Below are 17,531 nucleotides of genomic sequence, written 5' to 3' on the forward strand. Positions count from 1 at the left end.
CTTTGTAGGAGCCTCAGTCCTTGCGGAATATCAACCTTCCGAGCCAGCCCGTCACCATGGCCAGCGATATGGCGAAGACGCCGTAGAGGAAGGAATAGTCGTGGGCGACACGGAAGATCGACTGTTCGAAACCGGATTTGCGGATTTCGAGCTGGGCCGAGCTCTCCTTGATGAACAGGCCGCTTTTGAACAGGAAGGCGCGCGCCTTGTGGGTCCCGACCGGAACGTTCGGCGCCAGCCGCACAGTGGCGCGGAACAGGGTCTGCGACAGGAACTGCACGCCGCCGACATTCTCGCTGTAAAGGCCGGTCGCGGCCTTGCGTTCGCGCAACGCCGCGGTGAATTCCTCGATCGTGGCCGGGCTGTCGCCGGCGTCGGCCGGCTGCATGTAGAGATTGGAAGCGCCGAGCGACAACTGCCTGTAGCTGTTCGGTTCGGTGATGTCCTGCAACGGTCGCGTCGTCGCCACCGAATAGGACACCGGTACGTTTTCGAAGGTCTCGGATTCCAGATTGACCCAGACGCCGAGCACCCGGTCTTTGCGGCGCACCACCACCGGCTTGGGCGGGCCTTCGAGCACGACGATGACGTCGTAGCGGCCCTGGCGTGCCACCAGCGGATCGGGATTTTCCAGCGAACCGAAAATGGTCAGGTCTGCACCGGAAAAACCGGCCGTGATCGACACGCTGTCGGTGGAGAGCCCGATCTGGATGCCTTCGGTCGGCGGCATCTGCGCCTTCGCGGCTGCGGCGGCGATCAATGATAGGAGAGCCGCGGTTGCGAGCGCTTTCAGGCCATTCATCAGTTGAAGCCCGCGCCGGACAGCGAATAAAGATTAGGCGGCGTCACGAAGAGGTCGATGGCAAGCCTTATCGCAACCGCCAGCACCAGCATCGCCAGCAGCGCTCTCAGCTGCTCGCCCCGCAGCCGCTGGCCGGCCTTGGCGCCGTATTGCGCGCCGGCAACACCACCGGCCATCAAAAGAAAGGCCAGCATCACGTCGACTGTCTGGTTGGTGGTGGCGTGGACCAGAGTGGTGTAGGCCGAGGTAAAGATGATCTGGAACAGCGAGGTGCCGATGACGACGTTGGTCGGCACTTTCAGCAGATAGATCAGCGCCGGCACCATGATGAAGCCGCCGCCGACACCCATGATCGACGAAAGGAAGCCGATCGCAGCGCCGAGCCCAAGTACGGGGATGACGCTGACGAACAGCTTCGAGGCCCTGAACCGCATCTTCAGCGGCAGGCGGTGGATCCAGTTGTGCTGGCCGGATTTCTTCAGCACCGGCGCCGCGCCGCTGCGCGTGGCGCGCAGCGCATTGATGCTTTCGACCAGCATCAGCCCGCCGACGGTGCCCAACAGTATGACGTAGAGCAGCGAGATGAACAGGTCGAGCTGGCCGAGGCTGCGCAGGAAAGCGAAGACGTAGATGCCGCCGGTGGAGCCGACGATGCCGCCGGCAAGCAGCACCCCGCCGAGCTTGAAGTCGAGCGTGCCGCGCTTCATATGCGACAGCGCGCCGGAGAAGGACGAGGCGATGACCTGGTTGGCGCCGGTCGCCACCGCGATTGCCGGTGGGATGTTGTAGAAGATCAGGAGCGGCGTGATGAGAAAACCGCCGCCGACGCCGAACATGCCCGACAGAAAGCCCACCGCAGCGCCCATGGCCAGCAGCACGAAGACGTTGACGGAAATTTCCGCAATCGGGAGATAGATGCCCACCCGTCGGTCTCGATCAGTTTGCCAGTCGGCGAATACCGCCGTTGCGGATAGTATCCCACCGAAAAGCCAATTTTTCCTTGCGCCGAAGCGGGGGGGGGGTAAACCCCCGCCGCCGCCCCGAAACAAAAAACATCTCAAGCAGTTAACAGGCAAATGTGTGGCAGGGCGTCGCGGATACGACGCTCCTGCCGCTATTTGCGCGCCAGCAACGCCTTGACCAGCTTTTCGTCGACCGCACCGGTCGCAGGCAGCTTGTTGTCGGTCTGGAACGCGACGATCGCGTTCTTGGTTTTCGCGCCCATCACGCCGTCAGCGCCGCCGGCGTCGTAGCCGTTCTTGTTGAGGATGAGCTGGATGTTCTTGACCGCCTTCTTCATATCGATGCTGGCCGTCGTCTGGGGCGTGCCGTCTTGCCAGGATTCGGGGATGTCGGCCGAATTGGCAGCCTGGTCGAGCGGCTTGGCCTTCCACAATTCGGTGGCGGCGCGGGCGCGCTCGAGTTGCTCGGGACGCAGCGCATTGGCGATCTCGTCGCGCTTGGCGGCAGCGTCCTTGTCGCCGGTCTTGGCGACGAGCGCGAACCATTTGTAGGACTCTTCAAGGTTCTGCTTCATGCCGACGCCCTTGGCGGCGAGGATGCCGAGATTGAACTGGCTGTCCTTCACGCCCAGATCGGCGGCCTCCTGGAACCAGTGCGCGGCCGATTCATTGTCGGTCACGCCGTCAGCGGCCATGGCGAACAGCACGGCCAGATTGTGCATGGCGCTGGCGTTACCCTGCTCGGCGGCGAGTTGGTACCAGGTCTTCGACTTCTTGATGTCGCGCGGGACGCCGATGCCCTTCTCGTAGAAATTGCCGATGCGATACTCGGCCGGAGCGAAGCCGAGTTCCGCGGACTTTTCATACCATTTGGCCGCAGCCGCCATGTCTTCCTTGACGCCGCGTGCCTCGGAATAGCGCGAGCCGATCTCGAACAGCGCCTTGGCGTCGCCGGTGGCTGCGGCGTCGCGCAGCGCGACCGGGCCTGCATCGGCGGGAATGTCGAATTTGGCCGTGGCCGCGGAAGTGCCGGCGGACACGACGGCGCCGGTGCTGTCCTTGGCCATGGCCGGTACAGCCACTGTCGGTTGGATACCGGCGTTCACATCCGCCGTTTGCGCCTCGCCGGCTGCAACGGCCGGTGCCGGAGTAGCCGGAGCCGCTGTGACGGGACCGGCGGAAGTGGGTTCTGCCGAAGCCATCGCGTCGGAAGCTGCCGCGCCGGCAGGCAGAATGGGAGCCATCGCCGCCGGAGCCGGTTCCGCCGCCGGGCCGGCGTTCGTCGGCCCATCGCCGTCCGACGGCATGGCGAGCGCGGTCTGCGCCACCATGTCGTCCTTGGCCGCCGGAGCGGAGGGCTCGGCCTGCCTGACCTCACGGGCAGGTTCGCTGTTCGCTGCCCCCAACTGGGTTTCCGCCTTCGGCGGGCTCGCGGGGTCGACGGATGCGGTTTGCAGCGGTTGCGAGGCAACGGCCGGCTCGTCATTGCTTGCCACCTGGGCGGGATCGGCGAGGAACGCCTTGCCAAGCTGCAGGCCGGCAAGCGCCAGCATGATCGCGGCGGCCGCCATCAGAATCGGCTTGCGCCGCGCCTTGAGCAGGTCGCCGATCCTGAGCGCCTTCACCGGTCCCTTCATCGTCGACTGGCGCTTCAAGGCGTCGGCCTCGGCGGCGGCGGCCTGCGCCGCGCGGCGGGCAGCCGCGATGAAGTCCGATTTCGCGGCATCGCTGTCGCTGAGCTTTGCCGGTTGCCCGCGCTCGTCGCGCACGCGCTTCATGATGGCGTTGAGGTCGGGCGCGCCGGAGCCGGGCTCCAGTGGCCGGTTGGCCATTTTCGGGTCGAGCGGCTCGTCGAGATCGACGCTCGGGATTTCCACGCCCGGCACCGAGCCCGCCGGCGGCGGAACGTCTGCTTCCTTCTTGCCCTTGAAGGCGCGCGCCAGGCCGCCCAACATCGATTTGCGGCGGCCTGCCGGCTCGCCCTTCCCGGCGATCGGATCGGAACCAAGCGCGGCCATGGCGGCAGCGGCGGCGGCCTCCGCGGGCGAGCGCGCACCCGGCCCGCGTGGCGAAGCCGGCTGGCTGCGCATGATCGCGGCTGCGCGGCCGTCGAGATCGGCCATGTCCCCGGTCAGCGGCATGGGCTCGTCGATATCCATCGACGGAGCATCCACGGCCATCTTGCCGGCTCGCGCACGGCGCCTGCCGATTGCTTCATCCGGGCGCGCGTCCAGGAGCTCGCTCATCGCCTCGGACGGTTCGCTTGTTTCCAGCGAACCCAGCCTGTCGACGATCTTGAGCAGCGTGTCGTGGATGGCCTCGAACGTTCTCGAGTTGCGCTCGTCGGAACGGCGCGTCAGCGTTTCGAGCGTCTTCAGATCCTGGGCAAGGCCGGAAACCGCCGATGTGTCGGCGCCTGAGCCGGCCAGCGAGCGCACCGCGTTCTCGGCCGCCTCGCGCGCCGCACCAAGGATGGAATCGCGCGTTCCCGCCAGCGCCTTCTCGATTTCATCGAGGCGTGGGCTGATGTCCTCGAATTCCGGCAGCGGTGCGCTGGGCCTGGACAGGTGGGCGGACAGGCTGGCGACTTGCGCCTCGAGGCTGCGGATCAGCGCCGGATCGATGCCGGCGACTTGGGCGGCGGACGAGTCCAGCCGGCTCGAAATGTCTTCGAGCCGGCTTTCCAGGCCACGGATCGCGGCCTCGCCGGCGGGATCGGGAATGCGTGTTTCCATGCGCTTGGCTAGCGCCGTGAAGCGGGCATCGATGGCTTCCATGATGCCGGCGCCGTCGACTTGCGGCATGCGCTGGTCGAGCCGGTCGGCGACCTCGTCCAGCCGGCGCTCAAGATCGCGGAACAACATGTTGCCCTGTTCGATGGCGTCGCCCTGGCGCCGTTCCATCATCGACGACAGCACGTCGAAGCGTTGCTCCAGCCCGTGGAAGATATAGTCGGCGTCGGGCACGGCCGGCGCCTGGTCGATCTTGTCGGCGATGAGCGCGATCTGCTTGGCCAGCCGTTCCATTGCCTGCTCGGGCAGGGCGGCGCGTCCGGCGAGTTCGTCGACCCGGCTCGACAGCGTGTTCAGCCGGTCGACGACGGCGTTGCCGGGGTGGTCCTGCGCCACTTCCTCGATCTGCCGGGCGAGCGAATCGATCCGCTTCTCGATGCGCTCGAAGGCTTCATGGTCGAGCGAATTGGCCTGTGCCGCGACGGTTGACGCGACGATGGCGCGGGAGATCTCGTCCAGCCGCTCATCGATCATGGCCAGCGTGCTGCCGCCGCGATTGTCCTGCTGGCTGGCGAAATGATCCACCGCGCTGGCCAGCGTGCGGACCTTTTCCTCCAGCGAGCGCAGTGACAGCGATTCCGGCAGGTTGTTGACGGCATTGCTGATCTGCTCCAGCCGATCGTTCAGGCCCGAAATGGCCGGGTCCGGTGAGCGGTTGCGCTGGTCGGCGTCGACGCGGTCCTCGAAGGCCGTCCAGCGCCGATCGAAATCATCCCAGCGGCGGTCGACCTTCTGCACGCTCTCCTCGCGCGCCAGCGTGTCGAGCGCGGCTTTGACCTGTTCGAGTTCGAGCCGCAGCATGTTGACGCTTCTGTCGTCGCTTTTTTCCGACAGCGTCTTGATGGCGCCGGAAAGCCGCTCGAATTCGAGGCCAAGTTCGGCGCTGCCCTTGCCCGAAGCGCCTGACTTGGCGTTTGCCAGCAGTGCGCGGTCGATGTCCTTGCGCAGCGCCTCGAATTCGCTCTGCAGCCCGGCAGTCATCTGGTGGCGCAATTCCTCGCGCATGCCGCGCAGCTCGCCGGCGATCTTGCCGACCATGGCAACGCTGTCTTCCTGGCCGCGGATGCGGTCGATATCGCGGGCAAGGTTCTGGTAGTTCTGGCCGACGGCCGGCGCCGGCATCGGAGCCTGCGGGTGCGGCGCCGGCTCCTGGTACCAGCGCGGCTGAGCGGAAGGCTGTGCTGCGGGATAACGCGGTTCGGCGCCATATTGGCGGGGGTCGGGACGTCCTATCGTGTCCTCGCGCGTCCTCTCGAGGCGCTGTTCCAGCGTCTCCAGCGAGCGGTTCAGCTGCTCAAGCGTGGTCTGAGGCCTGCGCTGCCTGCCGGCGTTGAGTGTATCGAGGTAGGACCGCTTGCTGTTCATCGGTGCGTCCGTCTTTCAGATTGGCCGGTTTGCGACCAGCTCCCCAAATCCTCGCCGGAACGAAGGCGGCCGCACCACGGTGGAAGACAAGCTTCCCGGGGTTCACCCGCGCTCCGAAAAACCGTGAAAAATTCGATACAGGATAAACACGGGTAGCCGACATGCGCACAATTCGCCCAACGTGGTAAACAACGCGTTAACCAAGCTTAAGAAGTTGCGACGAAGTTCGCGGTGAACCGGCCGCTGCGGCATAAAGCGCCGCCCGCACAACGCCCTTGCGTCATGAGAGGGCTATCGGTATAGAATTGACGTAAACGTAAAAGGCGCATCAAGCGTGCTGTTTGCGATTTGTTTGTCGAAACCACGGCTGGAAGCACGCCCCCGCTTTCAGTCAGGCATCGCTTGGTCCAGGACCGCGACGCCACAGACGGGGAAAGCCAGTGACCATGAAGCTTATCTCGGCCGGCGAGACCGCGGCCAATACCAACACTATATCCGTTGACTCGGGCGAGGACCTCGTCCGCATCGGCGAAATGGCCAAGAAATACGGCGTGACGCTACGCACGCTGCGTTTCTACGAAGACAAGGGCCTGCTCAACCCGCAGCGCGACGGTTCAACCCGCCTCTACACGCGCCGCGACAGGGTTCGGCTGAAACTGATTTTGCTCGGCCGCAAGGTCGGGTTCTCGTTGCGCGACGTCAAGCAGATGATGGATCTCTATGATCCCACCGGCTCCAACACCAAGCAGTTGCGGCTGGCATTGGACAAGTCGGAGAAGCAGCTTGCCCGCCTCCAGAAGCAGCGCACGCTCATCGATGACGCCATCAGCGAGTTGAGCACCTCCATGGCTGCCGTCCGGCAGATGTTGGTCGAGCGCTCGGCGCCGCAGGCGAGCGTCGCCGGCTGATTTGGCCCCGCCGCCTTGCGGCGCAACATCCATGATCGAAAAAAGCCGTGTGGCGAGCGCCACGCGGCTTTTTTCATTGAGGGTTCCACCGCATGCACTGCATCGCGTCCCGTTTGCTGCGATGCAGGAGAAATTTTGTCGCATTAGCTGAATTGACGTTTACGCAAACGTCAATTTTTGTTATCTCCCGCTGCAACACGGGTCCGCATGCCACCCTGACATGAATTCGGGGGTTTCGGATCAGGTCCGCAGGGTGGAGGAAGAGCATGCCGATCTACAGGGCGCCGGTGCAGGATACGCTGTTCGTGCTCAACGAGGTGCTGGGCTACCAGCGCTATTCCAATCTCCCCGGCTTTTCCGATGCAACGCCCGACGTGCTGGAGGCGATCCTCGCCGAGGGCGCCAAGCTCGCGGAAAACGTCATGCATCCGCTCAACCGTGTCGGCGACATGGAAGGCTGTGTGCGCCATGACGACGGCTCCGTGACGACGCCGAAGGGCTTCAAGGAAGCCTTCGACCAGTATCGCGAGGGCGGCTGGATGGGGTTGGCGGCGCCCGTCGAGTTCGGCGGCCAGGGCCTGCCCTATGCCGTGCATACCGCCGTGGCCGAGTATATGGTGTCGGCCAATATGTCGCTGATGATGTATCCGGGCCTGACGCAGGGCGCGATCGCGGCGATCATCACCCATGGCACCGACGAGCAGAAGGCCAAATGGCTGCCGAAGATGGTGGAGGGCGCCTGGACCGGCACCATGAACCTGACCGAGCCGCATTGCGGCACCGATCTGGGCCTGCTGCGCACCAAGGCCGTGCCGAATAGCGACGGCACTTACAAGATCTCGGGCCAGAAGATATTCATCTCGGCCGGCGAGCACGACATGGCGGACAACATCGTCCACCTGGTGCTGGCCCGCATCGAGGGGGCGCCCGAAGGGGTGAAGGGCATCTCGCTGTTCATCGTGCCGAAGCTCAAGCTCGATGCTTCTGGCAATCCCGATGAGAGGAACGCCGTCTCCTGCGGTTCGATCGAGCAGAAGATGGGCATCCACGGCAATTCGACCTGCGTCATGAATTATGACGAGGCGCAAGGCACGCTGCTGGGCGAGGCCAATGGCGGCCTCAAGGCGATGTTCACGATGATGAACGAGGCGCGGCTCGGCGTCGGCCTTCAGGGGCTGTCGCTGTCGGAGATTGCCTACCAGAACGCCGTCGCCTACGCCAAGGACCGCTTGCAGGGCCGCTCGCTGTCGGGGCCGAAGGCGCCGGACAAGAAGGCCGATCCGATCATCGTCCATCCCGACATCCGCCGCAGCCTGATGACCATGAGGGCCTTCAACGAGGCCGGCCGCGCGCTGGCGCTGTGGACGGCGATCAAGTCGGACATCGCCCATCGCTCCGCAGACGACAACGACCGCCAGGCGGCCGACGACTACACCGGGCTGATGACGCCGGTGGTTAAGGGCGTGCTCACCGACAAGGGTTTCTATCACGCCGTGATGGCGCAGCAGGTGTTCGGCGGCCATGGCTATATCGAAGAGCACGGCATGAGCCAGTTCGTGCGCGATGCCCGCATCGCCATGATCTATGAAGGCGCCAACGGCATCCAGGCGCTCGACCTCGTCGGCCGCAAGCTGGGTCTGAACGGCGGCCGCGCCGTGCAGGCCTTCTTCAAGGAAGTCGGCGAGTTCTGCGAAGAGAACCGCGCCGACGAGAAGATGGCCCCCTTCACCAAGGCATTGAAGAAGAGCCTCAACGATCTTCAGGCGGCGACCATGTGGCTGCTGCAGAACGGCATGGCCAAGCCTGACAACGCCGGCGCCGCCTCGACCGACTACATGCATCTCTTCGGCCTCGTGGCGCTCGGCTATATGTGGGTGCAGATGGCCAGGGCCGCTCAAGGCAAGGCGGGCGCCAACGGCGCGTCGTCCTTCTACGACAACAAGCTGGTGACGGCGCGCTTCTTCATGGAGCGGATCATGCCGGAAACCGCGACGCGTCTCGCCCGCATCTCCAGTGGCGCCGACACGCTGATGGCACTGCCGGCGGAAGCGTTCTAGAAATATCCTCTCCCTTGAGGGGAGGGCGGTCCAAAGGGCCGGGAGGGGGCGCCGCGACAGTTCGCGGATCTCAATTTCGATGGCAGACCTTGGGAGGAAGATCATCGCATGACCAACCCAGCCGAAATCCTAGGCCTGCCGAAGCCCGCCTGGGCGGCGGAGGAGGTCGGCATGCTCTACGACATGGCGCACCGCTTCATGTCCGAAGAGATCGCGCCGCGTTACGACGAGTTCGAGAAGAACGAAATGGTCGACCGCGAGAGTTGGCTGAAGGCCGGTGCCGCCGGCCTGCTCTGCGCCTCCATGCCGGAGGAATATGGCGGATCGGGCGGCACCTTCGCCCATGAGAGCGCCATCATCGAGGCCATCGGCCATGTCGGCGTCGACGGCTTCGGCATCGGTCTGCACAATTCGATCGTCGCCCCCTACATCCTCCACTACGGCTCGGAGGAGCAAAAGAAGAAATGGCTGCCGAAGCTCGCCACCGGCGAACTGATCGGCGCCATCGCCATGACGGAGCCCGGCGCCGGCTCCGACCTGCAAGGCGTCAAGACGCGGGCCGAGAGGGACGGCAACCAATACAAGATCAATGGCTCCAAGACCTTCATCACCAATGGCCAGCTCGCCAATTTCATCATCGTCGTCACCAAGACCGATCCGGACAAGGGCGCCAAGGGGACTTCGCTGATCGTCGTCGAGACCGACGAGGTCGACGGCTTCGAGCGCGGCCGCAACCTCGACAAGATCGGCCTGAAGGCCAATGACACATCGGAACTGTTCTTCAACGATGCGCGCGTGCCGACCTCCAACCTGCTCGGCCACGAGGAGGGACAGGGCTTCATCCAGCTCATGCAGCAACTGCCGCAGGAGCGTTTGCAGATCGGCACCGGCGCGATTGCCATGGTCGAGCGCGCGCTGGCGCTGACCATCGAATACGTCAAGGAGCGCAAGGCGTTCGGCAAGGCGGTCATCGATTTCCAGAACACCCAGTTCAAGCTGGCCGAACTGAAGACCGAGGCCACGATCGGCCGCGTCTTCTACAATGATTGCGTGGCGCGCCACATCGATGGCGGTCTCGATCCGGTGACGGCGTCGATGGCCAAGTACTGGCTTTCCGACCTGCAGGGCAAAGTCGTCGACGAATGCCTTCAATTGCATGGCGGCTATGGCTACATGAATGAATATCCGATCGCCCGCATGTTCCGCGACGCCCGCGTCCAGCGCATCTATGGCGGCACCAACGAGATCATGAAATTGCTGATCGGCCGCTCTCTCTGAGCATCGATCGGCAAACCCAAGGAGCAGGAAAATGGCCGAAGCTTACGTCTATGACGCCGTTCGTACGCCGCGCGGCAGGGGCAAGAAGGATGGCTCGCTGCATGAAGTGCCGGCGGTGCGGCTCGCCGCCAGGACGCTCGAGGCGTTGCGCGACCGCAACGGGCTCGATACCGGAAATGTCGACGACATCATCTTCGGCTGTGTCGACCCGGTCGGCGAGGCGGGGTCGGTCATTCCGCGCGCCGCGGCCTTCGAGGCCGGCTACGCGACCTCGGCGCCCGGCATGCAGATCTCGCGCTTCTGCGCCTCCGGCCTCGACGCCATCAATTTCGGCGCCGCCAAGATAGCCCAGGGCGCCGATGAGATCGTCATTGCCGGCGGTGTCGAATCGATGTCGCGCGTCGGCATGGGCGCCTCGGGTGGCGCCTGGTTCATGGACCCTTCAGTCGGCCTGCCCGGCTGGTTCGTGCCGCAAGGCATTTCGGCCGACCTGATAGCCACCAAATACGGCTTCAGCCGGGACGATGTCGACGCCTATGCCGTCGAGAGCCAGAAGCGCGCGGCAAAATCCTGGGCCGATGGCCGCTTCAAGAATTCGGTGATCCCGATCAAGGACCAGAATGGTCTCACCATCCTCGACCATGACGAGCATATGCGCCCATCGACCGACATGCAGTCGCTGGCCTCGCTCAATCCCTCCTTCGTCATGCCCGGCGAAATGGGTGGCTTCGACGCCGTCGCGGTGCAGAAGCATCCGGAAGTCGAGGAGGTCAATCACGTCCACCATGCCGGCAATTCGTCGGGCATCGTCGATGGCGCGGCGGCCGTGCTGCTCGGTTCGAAGAAGGCCGGCAAGGCCATGGGGCTGAAACCGCGCGCCCGCATCCGCGCCTTCGCCAATATCGGCTCCGAGCCGGTGCTCATGTTGACCGGCCCGGTCGACGTCACCGAGAAGCTGTTGAAGCGCGCCAAGATGAAGCTGTCGGACATCGATCTGTTCGAGCTCAACGAGGCCTTCGCCTCGGTGGTGCTGCGCTACATGCAGGCCTTCGAGATCCCGCACGACAGGATCAACGTCAATGGCGGCGCCATCGCCATGGGCCACCCGCTCGGCGCCACCGGCGCGATGATCTTCGGCACCGTGCTGGACGAGCTCGAGCGCCGCGATTTGAACACCGCGCTGGTGACGCTGTGCATCGGCGCCGGCATGGGCACCGCAACCATCATCGAACGCGTCTGACGGGGAGAGAAACGATGAGCTACACCAATTTCACCCTCGATATCGACGCCGACGGTATTGCACTGGTCACATGGAACATGCCGGACCGCTCGATGAACGTCTTCACCGAGGAGGTGATGCGCGAGCTGAACGCCATTGTCGACAAGGTGGCGGGCGACGCCGCCATCAAGGGCGCGGTCATCACCTCCGGCAAGGATACGTTCTCAGGCGGCGCCGACATCACCATGCTCCAGAAGATGCTGACGACCTTCGCGGCTGAAAAGGGCAAGGATCTCGAAAAGGCCACCAGGGCGCTGTTCGAAAATGCCGGCACCATGACCGCCCTGTTCCGGAAGCTGGAAACATCGGGCAAGCCGTGGGTTTCTGCAATCAACGGCACCTGCATGGGCGGTGCCTTCGAAATGTCGCTGGCCTGCCATGGCCGCGTCGCCGCCGATTCCGACAAGGTGAAGATGGCGCTTCCCGAGGTGAAGATCGGTATTTTCCCGGGCGCCGGCGGCACCCAGCGTGTGCCGCGTCTCACCGACCAGCAGCAGGCGCTGCAAATGCTGACATCGGGCCAAAACCTGTCGCCGCAAAAGGCTAAGTCGATGGGGCTGATCCACGAGGTCGCGGAGCCTGCCAAGCTGGTCGAGACCGCGAAGGCCATGATCAGGAACGGCCTCAAGCCGGTGGCACCGTGGGATGAGAAGGGGTTCAAGCTGCCCGGAGGTCCGGTCTATTCGGCTGCGGGCGCCAATCTGTGGCCGCCGGCCATCGCCATCCTGCGCCGCGAGACCTATGGCAATTATCCGGCCGCCGCGGCGATCCTGAAATGCGTCTATGAGGGCCTGCTGGTGCCGTTCGACACCGCGCTCAGGATCGAACAGCGCTATTTCACGGAGATGATGCAGACCAAGGAAGCGGCGGCGATGATCCGCTCGCTGTTCGTGTCGTTGCAGGAACTCAACAAGGGCGCGCGCCGCCCGGCCGGCGTGCCGGAAACCAGGTTCAAGAGGATCGGTATTCTCGGCGCGGGCTTCATGGGCGCCGGTATCGCCTATGTCACGGCCAAAGCCGGCATTCCGGTGGTGCTGCTCGACCGCGACATGGAGTCCGCCGAGAAGGGCAAGGCCCATTCGGATGGCCTGATTTCGGATCAGGTGAAGAAGGGTCGTGCCAAGCCCGAGGACAAGGACAGGCTCCTGTCGCTGATCACGCCGACATCGGACTATGCCGAGCTTGCCGGCTGCGATCTCGTGGTCGAGGCGGTGTTCGAGGATTCCGCGGTGAAGAAAAGCGCTACCGAACAGGCGGAAGCGGTGCTGAAGTCGTCGGCGATCTTCGCGTCGAACACCTCGACCATTCCGATAACCGCCCTGGCCAAGAATTCGGCGCGGCCGAAGAATTTCATCGGCATCCATTTCTTCTCGCCGGTCGACAGGATGATGCTGGTCGAAATCATCCTTGGCAAGAAGACCGGTGACAAGGCGCTGGCCACCGCGATCGACTTCGTGCGCGCCATCAAGAAAACGCCGATCGTCGTCAACGATACGCGCGGTTTCTACGTCAACCGCTGCGTCCTGCGCTACATGTCGGAAGCCTACAAGATGTTGATCGAGGGCGTTCCGGCACCGATGATCGAGAACGCCGCCAAGGCCGCCGGCATGCCGGTCGGCCCGCTGGCGTTGACCGACGAGACGGCCATCGACCTCGCCCAGAAGATCATGAAGCAGACCATCAGGGATCTCGGCGACAAGGCGGTTGACCCGAAGCAGATGGCGCTGATCAACACCATGGTCGACGACCACGGCCGCTTCGGCCGCAAGAACGGCAAGGGCTTCTACGACTATCCGGCCAAGCCGGCCAAGAAGAAGCTGTGGCCGGGCCTCAAGGAGCTCTATCCGCAGCTCAAGCCGGAGAAGGTCGACTATGCGGAATTGCAGCAGCGCCTGCTGGTCACCATCGCGTTGGAAGCGGCTCGGGTGATGGAGGAGGGCATCGTCACCGATCCGCGCGAGGCCGATGTCGGCTCGATCCTGGCCTTCGGCTTCGCGCCCTATACGGGCGGCGCACTGTCCTACATCGATGGCATCGGCGCCGGGCAGTTCGTCAAGATCGCGAAGGGCTTGCAGAAGAAATACGGCGCCGAGTTCAAGGCGCCCAGGCTGCTGCTCGACATGGCCGAGAAGGGCGAGACTTTCTACCAGCGCTTCGACCCCTACGCGAAGGGCGACGTGAAGCAGGCGGCCTGAGCGTGGCCGGAATCAAAGGTGTCGCGGCGTCCCTTGCGCGTCCGAAAAGACGCGCCGCGCCCTAATGTATGTCTGGGGACGCCTTGCGCGTATGATGGCAACGGCGGGCAGCCGTGGCTCCTACCAGATGGGTGACGAAAGCCGGTTGGCCTTTCGCTGCCTGCCGACGGACATCGATTTCAACCGCCATCTCAACAATGCCCGCTATATGATGCTGGCGGACCTTGGCCGTATCGATATCTTCATCCGTGCCGGCCTCATCAGGCTGGCGAGAACGAATGGCTGGGCGCCGATGATCGGCGGGCTGCAATCGGCCTATGTGCGTGAGATCAAACTGTGGCGGCGTTTCGAAGTGGTGTCTTCGATCGAGACCTGGGAAGACAGTCAGGTCATCGGCAAGCACCGTTTCGTCCTCGACAACGGCGAGACCGCCGCATTGATCATGACGACGGCCGGCGTCTACGACCGCAACGCCCGGCGCTTTCTCGATATTGACGAGGTCGTCGCCGCGCTTGGCCGCTCCGCCCAGCCGCGTCCGCCCAGCGAAGCCGAGCGGGCGTTCATGGCCTCGCATCAAAACCTGCGCGATCAGGCCAAGCGGACGGGTTGACCTGGAAACTGGAATTGGCGCGGCCAGCAAAGATGTGGTGCGATGGCACAGCCGGTGGACAAACCTTCATTCGAAGACTAGAAAGGAAAGGCATTTTTTCCTTTTTGCAAGGAGAGCGGAATTGCTCTCGCATGATCGTGTATGGGCCGCCATCGACGCTCTGGCCGAGCGGTATTCGCTCTCGGCTTCCGGCCTGGCGAAGCGGGCCGGCCTTGATTCGACCGCCTTCAACAAGTCGAAGCGACTGTCGTCGGACGGCAGGCCGCGCTGGCCCTCGACCGAATCGCTGGCCAAGATCATCGAGGCGACGGGCGCTTCGCTCGACGAATTCACCGGGCTGATAGAAGGTCGGGCCGGCCACGGCGCGATGCCCGCCCGCGGGCGGGCCGTTCCGTTGCTCGGCTTTGCCCAGGCCGGCGCCGGCGGTTTTTTCGACGATGCCGGCTTCCCGGCCGGTCAAGGCTGGGATCTGGTGGAACTGCCGGCGCAGTCGACCGAGAGTTCCTATGCCCTTCAGGTGCAAGGCGATTCCATGCTGCCGCTCTACCGCAATGGCGACGTGCTCATCGTCGAGCCGGCAGCCCTCATCCGCAAGGGCGATCGCGTCGTCGTCAAGACGACGGGCGGCGAGGTGATGGCCAAGGTGCTCGATCGCCAGACCGCCAGGTCGATCGCACTGGTTTCGCTCAATCCCGATCATCCGGACCGCGACATTCCCATGCGCGAGGTTGAATGGGTGGCGCGGATCGTCTGGGCAAGCCAATAGGGTGCGGGCGGGTGCGGCTTCCTCATCTTGTCCTTGCGGTTCTGATGATCCCGGTGATGGCCGCCCTGGTGGTCGCCGGCGGCCGCGCGCTGAAGGGCGGCGAAACTGCCGTCGCGGTGGAACAGATCGATCCGAGCGCCGATATGGTCTCCGAGCCAGGCACCGACGGCGTGCCGGAGGAGCCGGCCACATCGGCCATTGCCGCTCCGCCGCCGTCTGCCGCTAGCCCGCACTCGCGTGCGATCGATCCCCAGGTCGTCGCCCCGCCGGAGCTTCCCAGCAAGGAGCTGGAGCGGGTGGAGCCGCGCGCGCCGCTGAGCAAGCTGGCGCTGGCCATGCCGCCCAAGCCGAAAATGCCGGACGACTGGAAAGGGACGAAGCTGTTCCAGCCGGTCGCGCCCGCCGCCGGACTGATCGAGGCGAAGGGCTATTCGGTCGCGGTTTCGGGCATCGAGATCATCGGGCAGGACGAGACCTGCACCTCGGACGGTAAATCCTGGCCCTGCGGTGTCCGTGCGCGCACGGCGTTCCGCGCCTTCCTGCGCGGCCGGGCGGTGGTCTGCGCCGTGCCGCCGGAAGGCGGCCGCGACCTGATCGCGGCCGACTGCCGGATCGGCAAGCAGGATGTCGGCCAATGGCTGGTCGAGAACGGCTGGGCGCGCGCCGCCAAAGGCGGCCCTTATGTCGAAGCCGGGGAAAAGGCGCGCAGCGAAAGGAAAGGCATTTTTGGATCGGCGCCAAGCCTTTCAGGCGTGCCTTCGATGCCGGCCGCGCCCGCCCCGGCGCCACAAGCGCCGGGCTCGATCCTGGAAGAGGTCGGCGGCATCCTCAAGCCAGCTGACCAGCCAACGCCTTCTGAATGAGCCCGCGCGTCTCGGCGATGCCGTAGAGTGCCGCGAACGAGCCGAAGCGCGGTCCGCGCTCCTGGCCGATCAGCACCTGGTAGATCATCTGGAAGAAGGCGCCTGAAACGCCGGGACCACCTTCGGGGCTCTTCTTGGAATGATCCTGATAGCGTTCCACCTTGCGTGCGACGTTGAGCGCGGCGTTCTGGATCGCCTCGCCGTCCGAGCCCGCCGGCAGGGCGCCAAGCGCCTGTTCCAACGCTTCCAGCGCCTGCCGCTCGACGTCGTCGGGCGCGCGGAAGGTCTTCGTCGGCTTCACGAAATCGTCGAAATAGCGGATCGCATAACCCGTCAGCCTGTCCAGCTCAGGATGGGTCGCCGGCGTCACCCCACGCACGTGGCGCGAGATGAAGCCCCACAGCACGTCCTTGTTCTGCGCATTGGAGGCGCTGACCAGGTTGAGCAGCAACGAGAACGGCACGGGCATGTCGACGGCGGGCGGATTGCCGTCGTGCATGTGCCAGACCGGGTTGCCCAGCCGTTCCTTCCAGTCCTGCCTCCGATAGGCTGCAAGGAAGGTGTAATATTCGTCCACGGCCCGCGGGATGACGTCGAAATAGAGCTTCTTGGCCTGCCGCGGCCGCTGGTACATATAGAGGCCCAGGCTCTCCGTTGGCGCATAAGTCAGCCACTCGTCGATGGTCAGCCCATTGCCCTTGGATTTGGAGATCTTCTGGCCGTTCTCATCCAGGAACAGCTCGTAGACGAAATGCTCCGGCGCGTGCCCGCCCAGGATGTTGCAGATGCGGTCGTAGACCACTGCATTGGTCTGATGGTCCTTGCCGAACATCTCGAAATCGACCCCGAGGGCCGCCCAGCGCATGCCGAAATCGGGCTTCCACTGCAGCTTCACCTTGCCGCCGGTAACCGGAAGCGTGGTCTCGGTACCATCATCGTCGAAGGTGATGGTGCCCGCCCTGGCATCGACATGCTTCATGGGTACGTAGAGCACGCGGCCGCTCTTCGGCGAGATCGGCAGGAACGGGCTGTAGGTCGCCTGCCGCTCCTCGCCCAGCGTCGGCAGCATCACCGCCATGATCTGGTCGTAGCGTTCGGCCGCGCGCAACAGCATCGCGTCGAAGCGGCCGGTCTTGTAGTACTGCGTCGCGCTGGCGAACTCGTAGTCGAAGCCGAACGTGTCGAGGAAGCGGCAGAGCATCGCATTGTTGTGGTCGGCGAAACTCGCATAGTCGCCGCCGAAAGGGTTGGGTACCGAAGACAGCGGCTTGTGCAGATGCGGCTCCAGCGCCGCGCGATCCGGCACGCTGTCGGGTATCTTGCGCATGCCGTCCATGTCGTCGGAAAAGCAGAGCAGCTTGGTAGCGACCTTGTCCTGCGTGATGACGCGGAAGGCATGCCGCACCATCGAGGTGCGCGCCACCTCGCCGAACGTACCGATATGCGGCAGGCCGGACGGGCCATATCCGGTTTCGAAGAGCACGGTTTGCGGGAGTTCGCGGCCCTTGTAGCGCTCGATGATCTTGCGGGCTTCCTCGAACGGCCACGCCTTGCTTTCGGCGGCCGCCGCCAGCACTTCGGGATTGAGATCGATGATGTTTGATCCCGCCATGTCACTGTTTTCCAAAATTAGACGCCGGCAAAGCCGCAAGTG

At 64.3% G+C, this 17,531-nt stretch carries 12 protein-coding genes; 8 read left to right on the forward strand and 4 right to left on the reverse strand.

Translation table 11 applies throughout. The features are described 5' to 3' along the window. Positions 1-13 precede the first annotated feature (13 nt). The 3 genes from LB566_RS15135 to LB566_RS15145 form a co-directional block, all read right to left on the reverse strand. On the reverse strand, positions 14-802 hold the full coding sequence (locus tag LB566_RS15135; protein WP_224624976.1) for a TIGR02186 family protein: 789 nt from the start codon (positions 800-802) through the stop codon (positions 14-16). Beyond that, complete coding sequence (locus tag LB566_RS15140) at positions 802-1,725, reverse strand: sulfite exporter TauE/SafE family protein (protein ID WP_140550049.1); 924 nt, start codon at positions 1,723-1,725, stop codon at positions 802-804. Before LB566_RS15140 ends, LB566_RS15135 begins: the two co-directional genes overlap by 1 nt. A 191-nt stretch (positions 1,726-1,916) precedes the next feature. After that, the gene (locus tag LB566_RS15145) at positions 1,917-5,921 is read right to left on the reverse strand and encodes a peptidoglycan-binding protein (protein ID WP_224624977.1); all 4,005 of its coding nucleotides are present in this window, start codon (positions 5,919-5,921) and stop codon (positions 1,917-1,919) included. Between the two features lie 446 nt (positions 5,922-6,367). On the opposite strand from LB566_RS15145, the gene LB566_RS15150 reads away from it, so the two are divergent. The 8 genes from LB566_RS15150 to LB566_RS15185 all read left to right on the forward strand — a co-directional run bounded on the left by LB566_RS15150 (position 6,368) and on the right by LB566_RS15185 (position 15,877). After that, on the forward strand, positions 6,368-6,829 hold the full coding sequence (locus LB566_RS15150; protein WP_140497287.1) for a MerR family transcriptional regulator: 462 nt from the start codon (positions 6,368-6,370) through the stop codon (positions 6,827-6,829). A 266-nt stretch (positions 6,830-7,095) separates the two neighbouring features. Continuing rightward, the gene (locus LB566_RS15155; RefSeq protein WP_224624978.1) at positions 7,096-8,886 is read left to right on the forward strand and encodes an acyl-CoA dehydrogenase; all 1,791 of its coding nucleotides are present in this window, start codon (positions 7,096-7,098) and stop codon (positions 8,884-8,886) included. A gap of 108 nt (positions 8,887-8,994) precedes the next feature. Then, positions 8,995-10,164: an acyl-CoA dehydrogenase family protein gene (locus tag LB566_RS15160; RefSeq protein ID WP_224624979.1), complete on the forward strand. Its 1,170-nt coding sequence runs from the start codon at positions 8,995-8,997 to the stop codon at positions 10,162-10,164. A 31-nt stretch (positions 10,165-10,195) separates the two neighbouring features. Beyond that, complete coding sequence (locus LB566_RS15165) at positions 10,196-11,404, forward strand: acetyl-CoA C-acetyltransferase (protein WP_224624980.1); 1,209 nt, start codon at positions 10,196-10,198, stop codon at positions 11,402-11,404. A 14-nt stretch (positions 11,405-11,418) separates the two neighbouring features. Then, positions 11,419-13,638, forward strand: coding sequence for a 3-hydroxyacyl-CoA dehydrogenase NAD-binding domain-containing protein (locus LB566_RS15170; protein ID WP_224624981.1), 2,220 nt, complete (start codon positions 11,419-11,421; stop codon positions 13,636-13,638). 64 nt (positions 13,639-13,702) lie between these two features. Continuing rightward, positions 13,703-14,248, forward strand: a complete 546-nt coding sequence (locus tag LB566_RS15175; protein ID WP_224624982.1) for a thioesterase family protein — start codon at positions 13,703-13,705, stop codon at positions 14,246-14,248. 121 nt (positions 14,249-14,369) lie between these two features. Next, on the forward strand, positions 14,370-15,014 hold the full coding sequence (locus tag LB566_RS15180) for a helix-turn-helix transcriptional regulator (RefSeq protein ID WP_140496665.1): 645 nt from the start codon (positions 14,370-14,372) through the stop codon (positions 15,012-15,014). A gap of 11 nt (positions 15,015-15,025) precedes the next feature. Continuing rightward, positions 15,026-15,877: a thermonuclease family protein gene (locus tag LB566_RS15185; RefSeq protein WP_411910480.1), complete on the forward strand. Its 852-nt coding sequence runs from the start codon at positions 15,026-15,028 to the stop codon at positions 15,875-15,877. Here LB566_RS15185 and LB566_RS15190 read toward each other — a convergent pair. Next, positions 15,843-17,489, reverse strand: coding sequence for a lysine--tRNA ligase (locus LB566_RS15190; protein ID WP_140550042.1), 1,647 nt, complete (start codon positions 17,487-17,489; stop codon positions 15,843-15,845). The genes LB566_RS15185 and LB566_RS15190 overlap by 35 nt on opposite strands. Between the last annotated feature and the right edge of the window lie 42 nt (positions 17,490-17,531).

It is taken from the genome of Mesorhizobium sp. CA13, from assembly GCF_020165235.1.
Classification (GTDB): domain Bacteria; phylum Pseudomonadota; class Alphaproteobacteria; order Rhizobiales; family Rhizobiaceae; genus Mesorhizobium.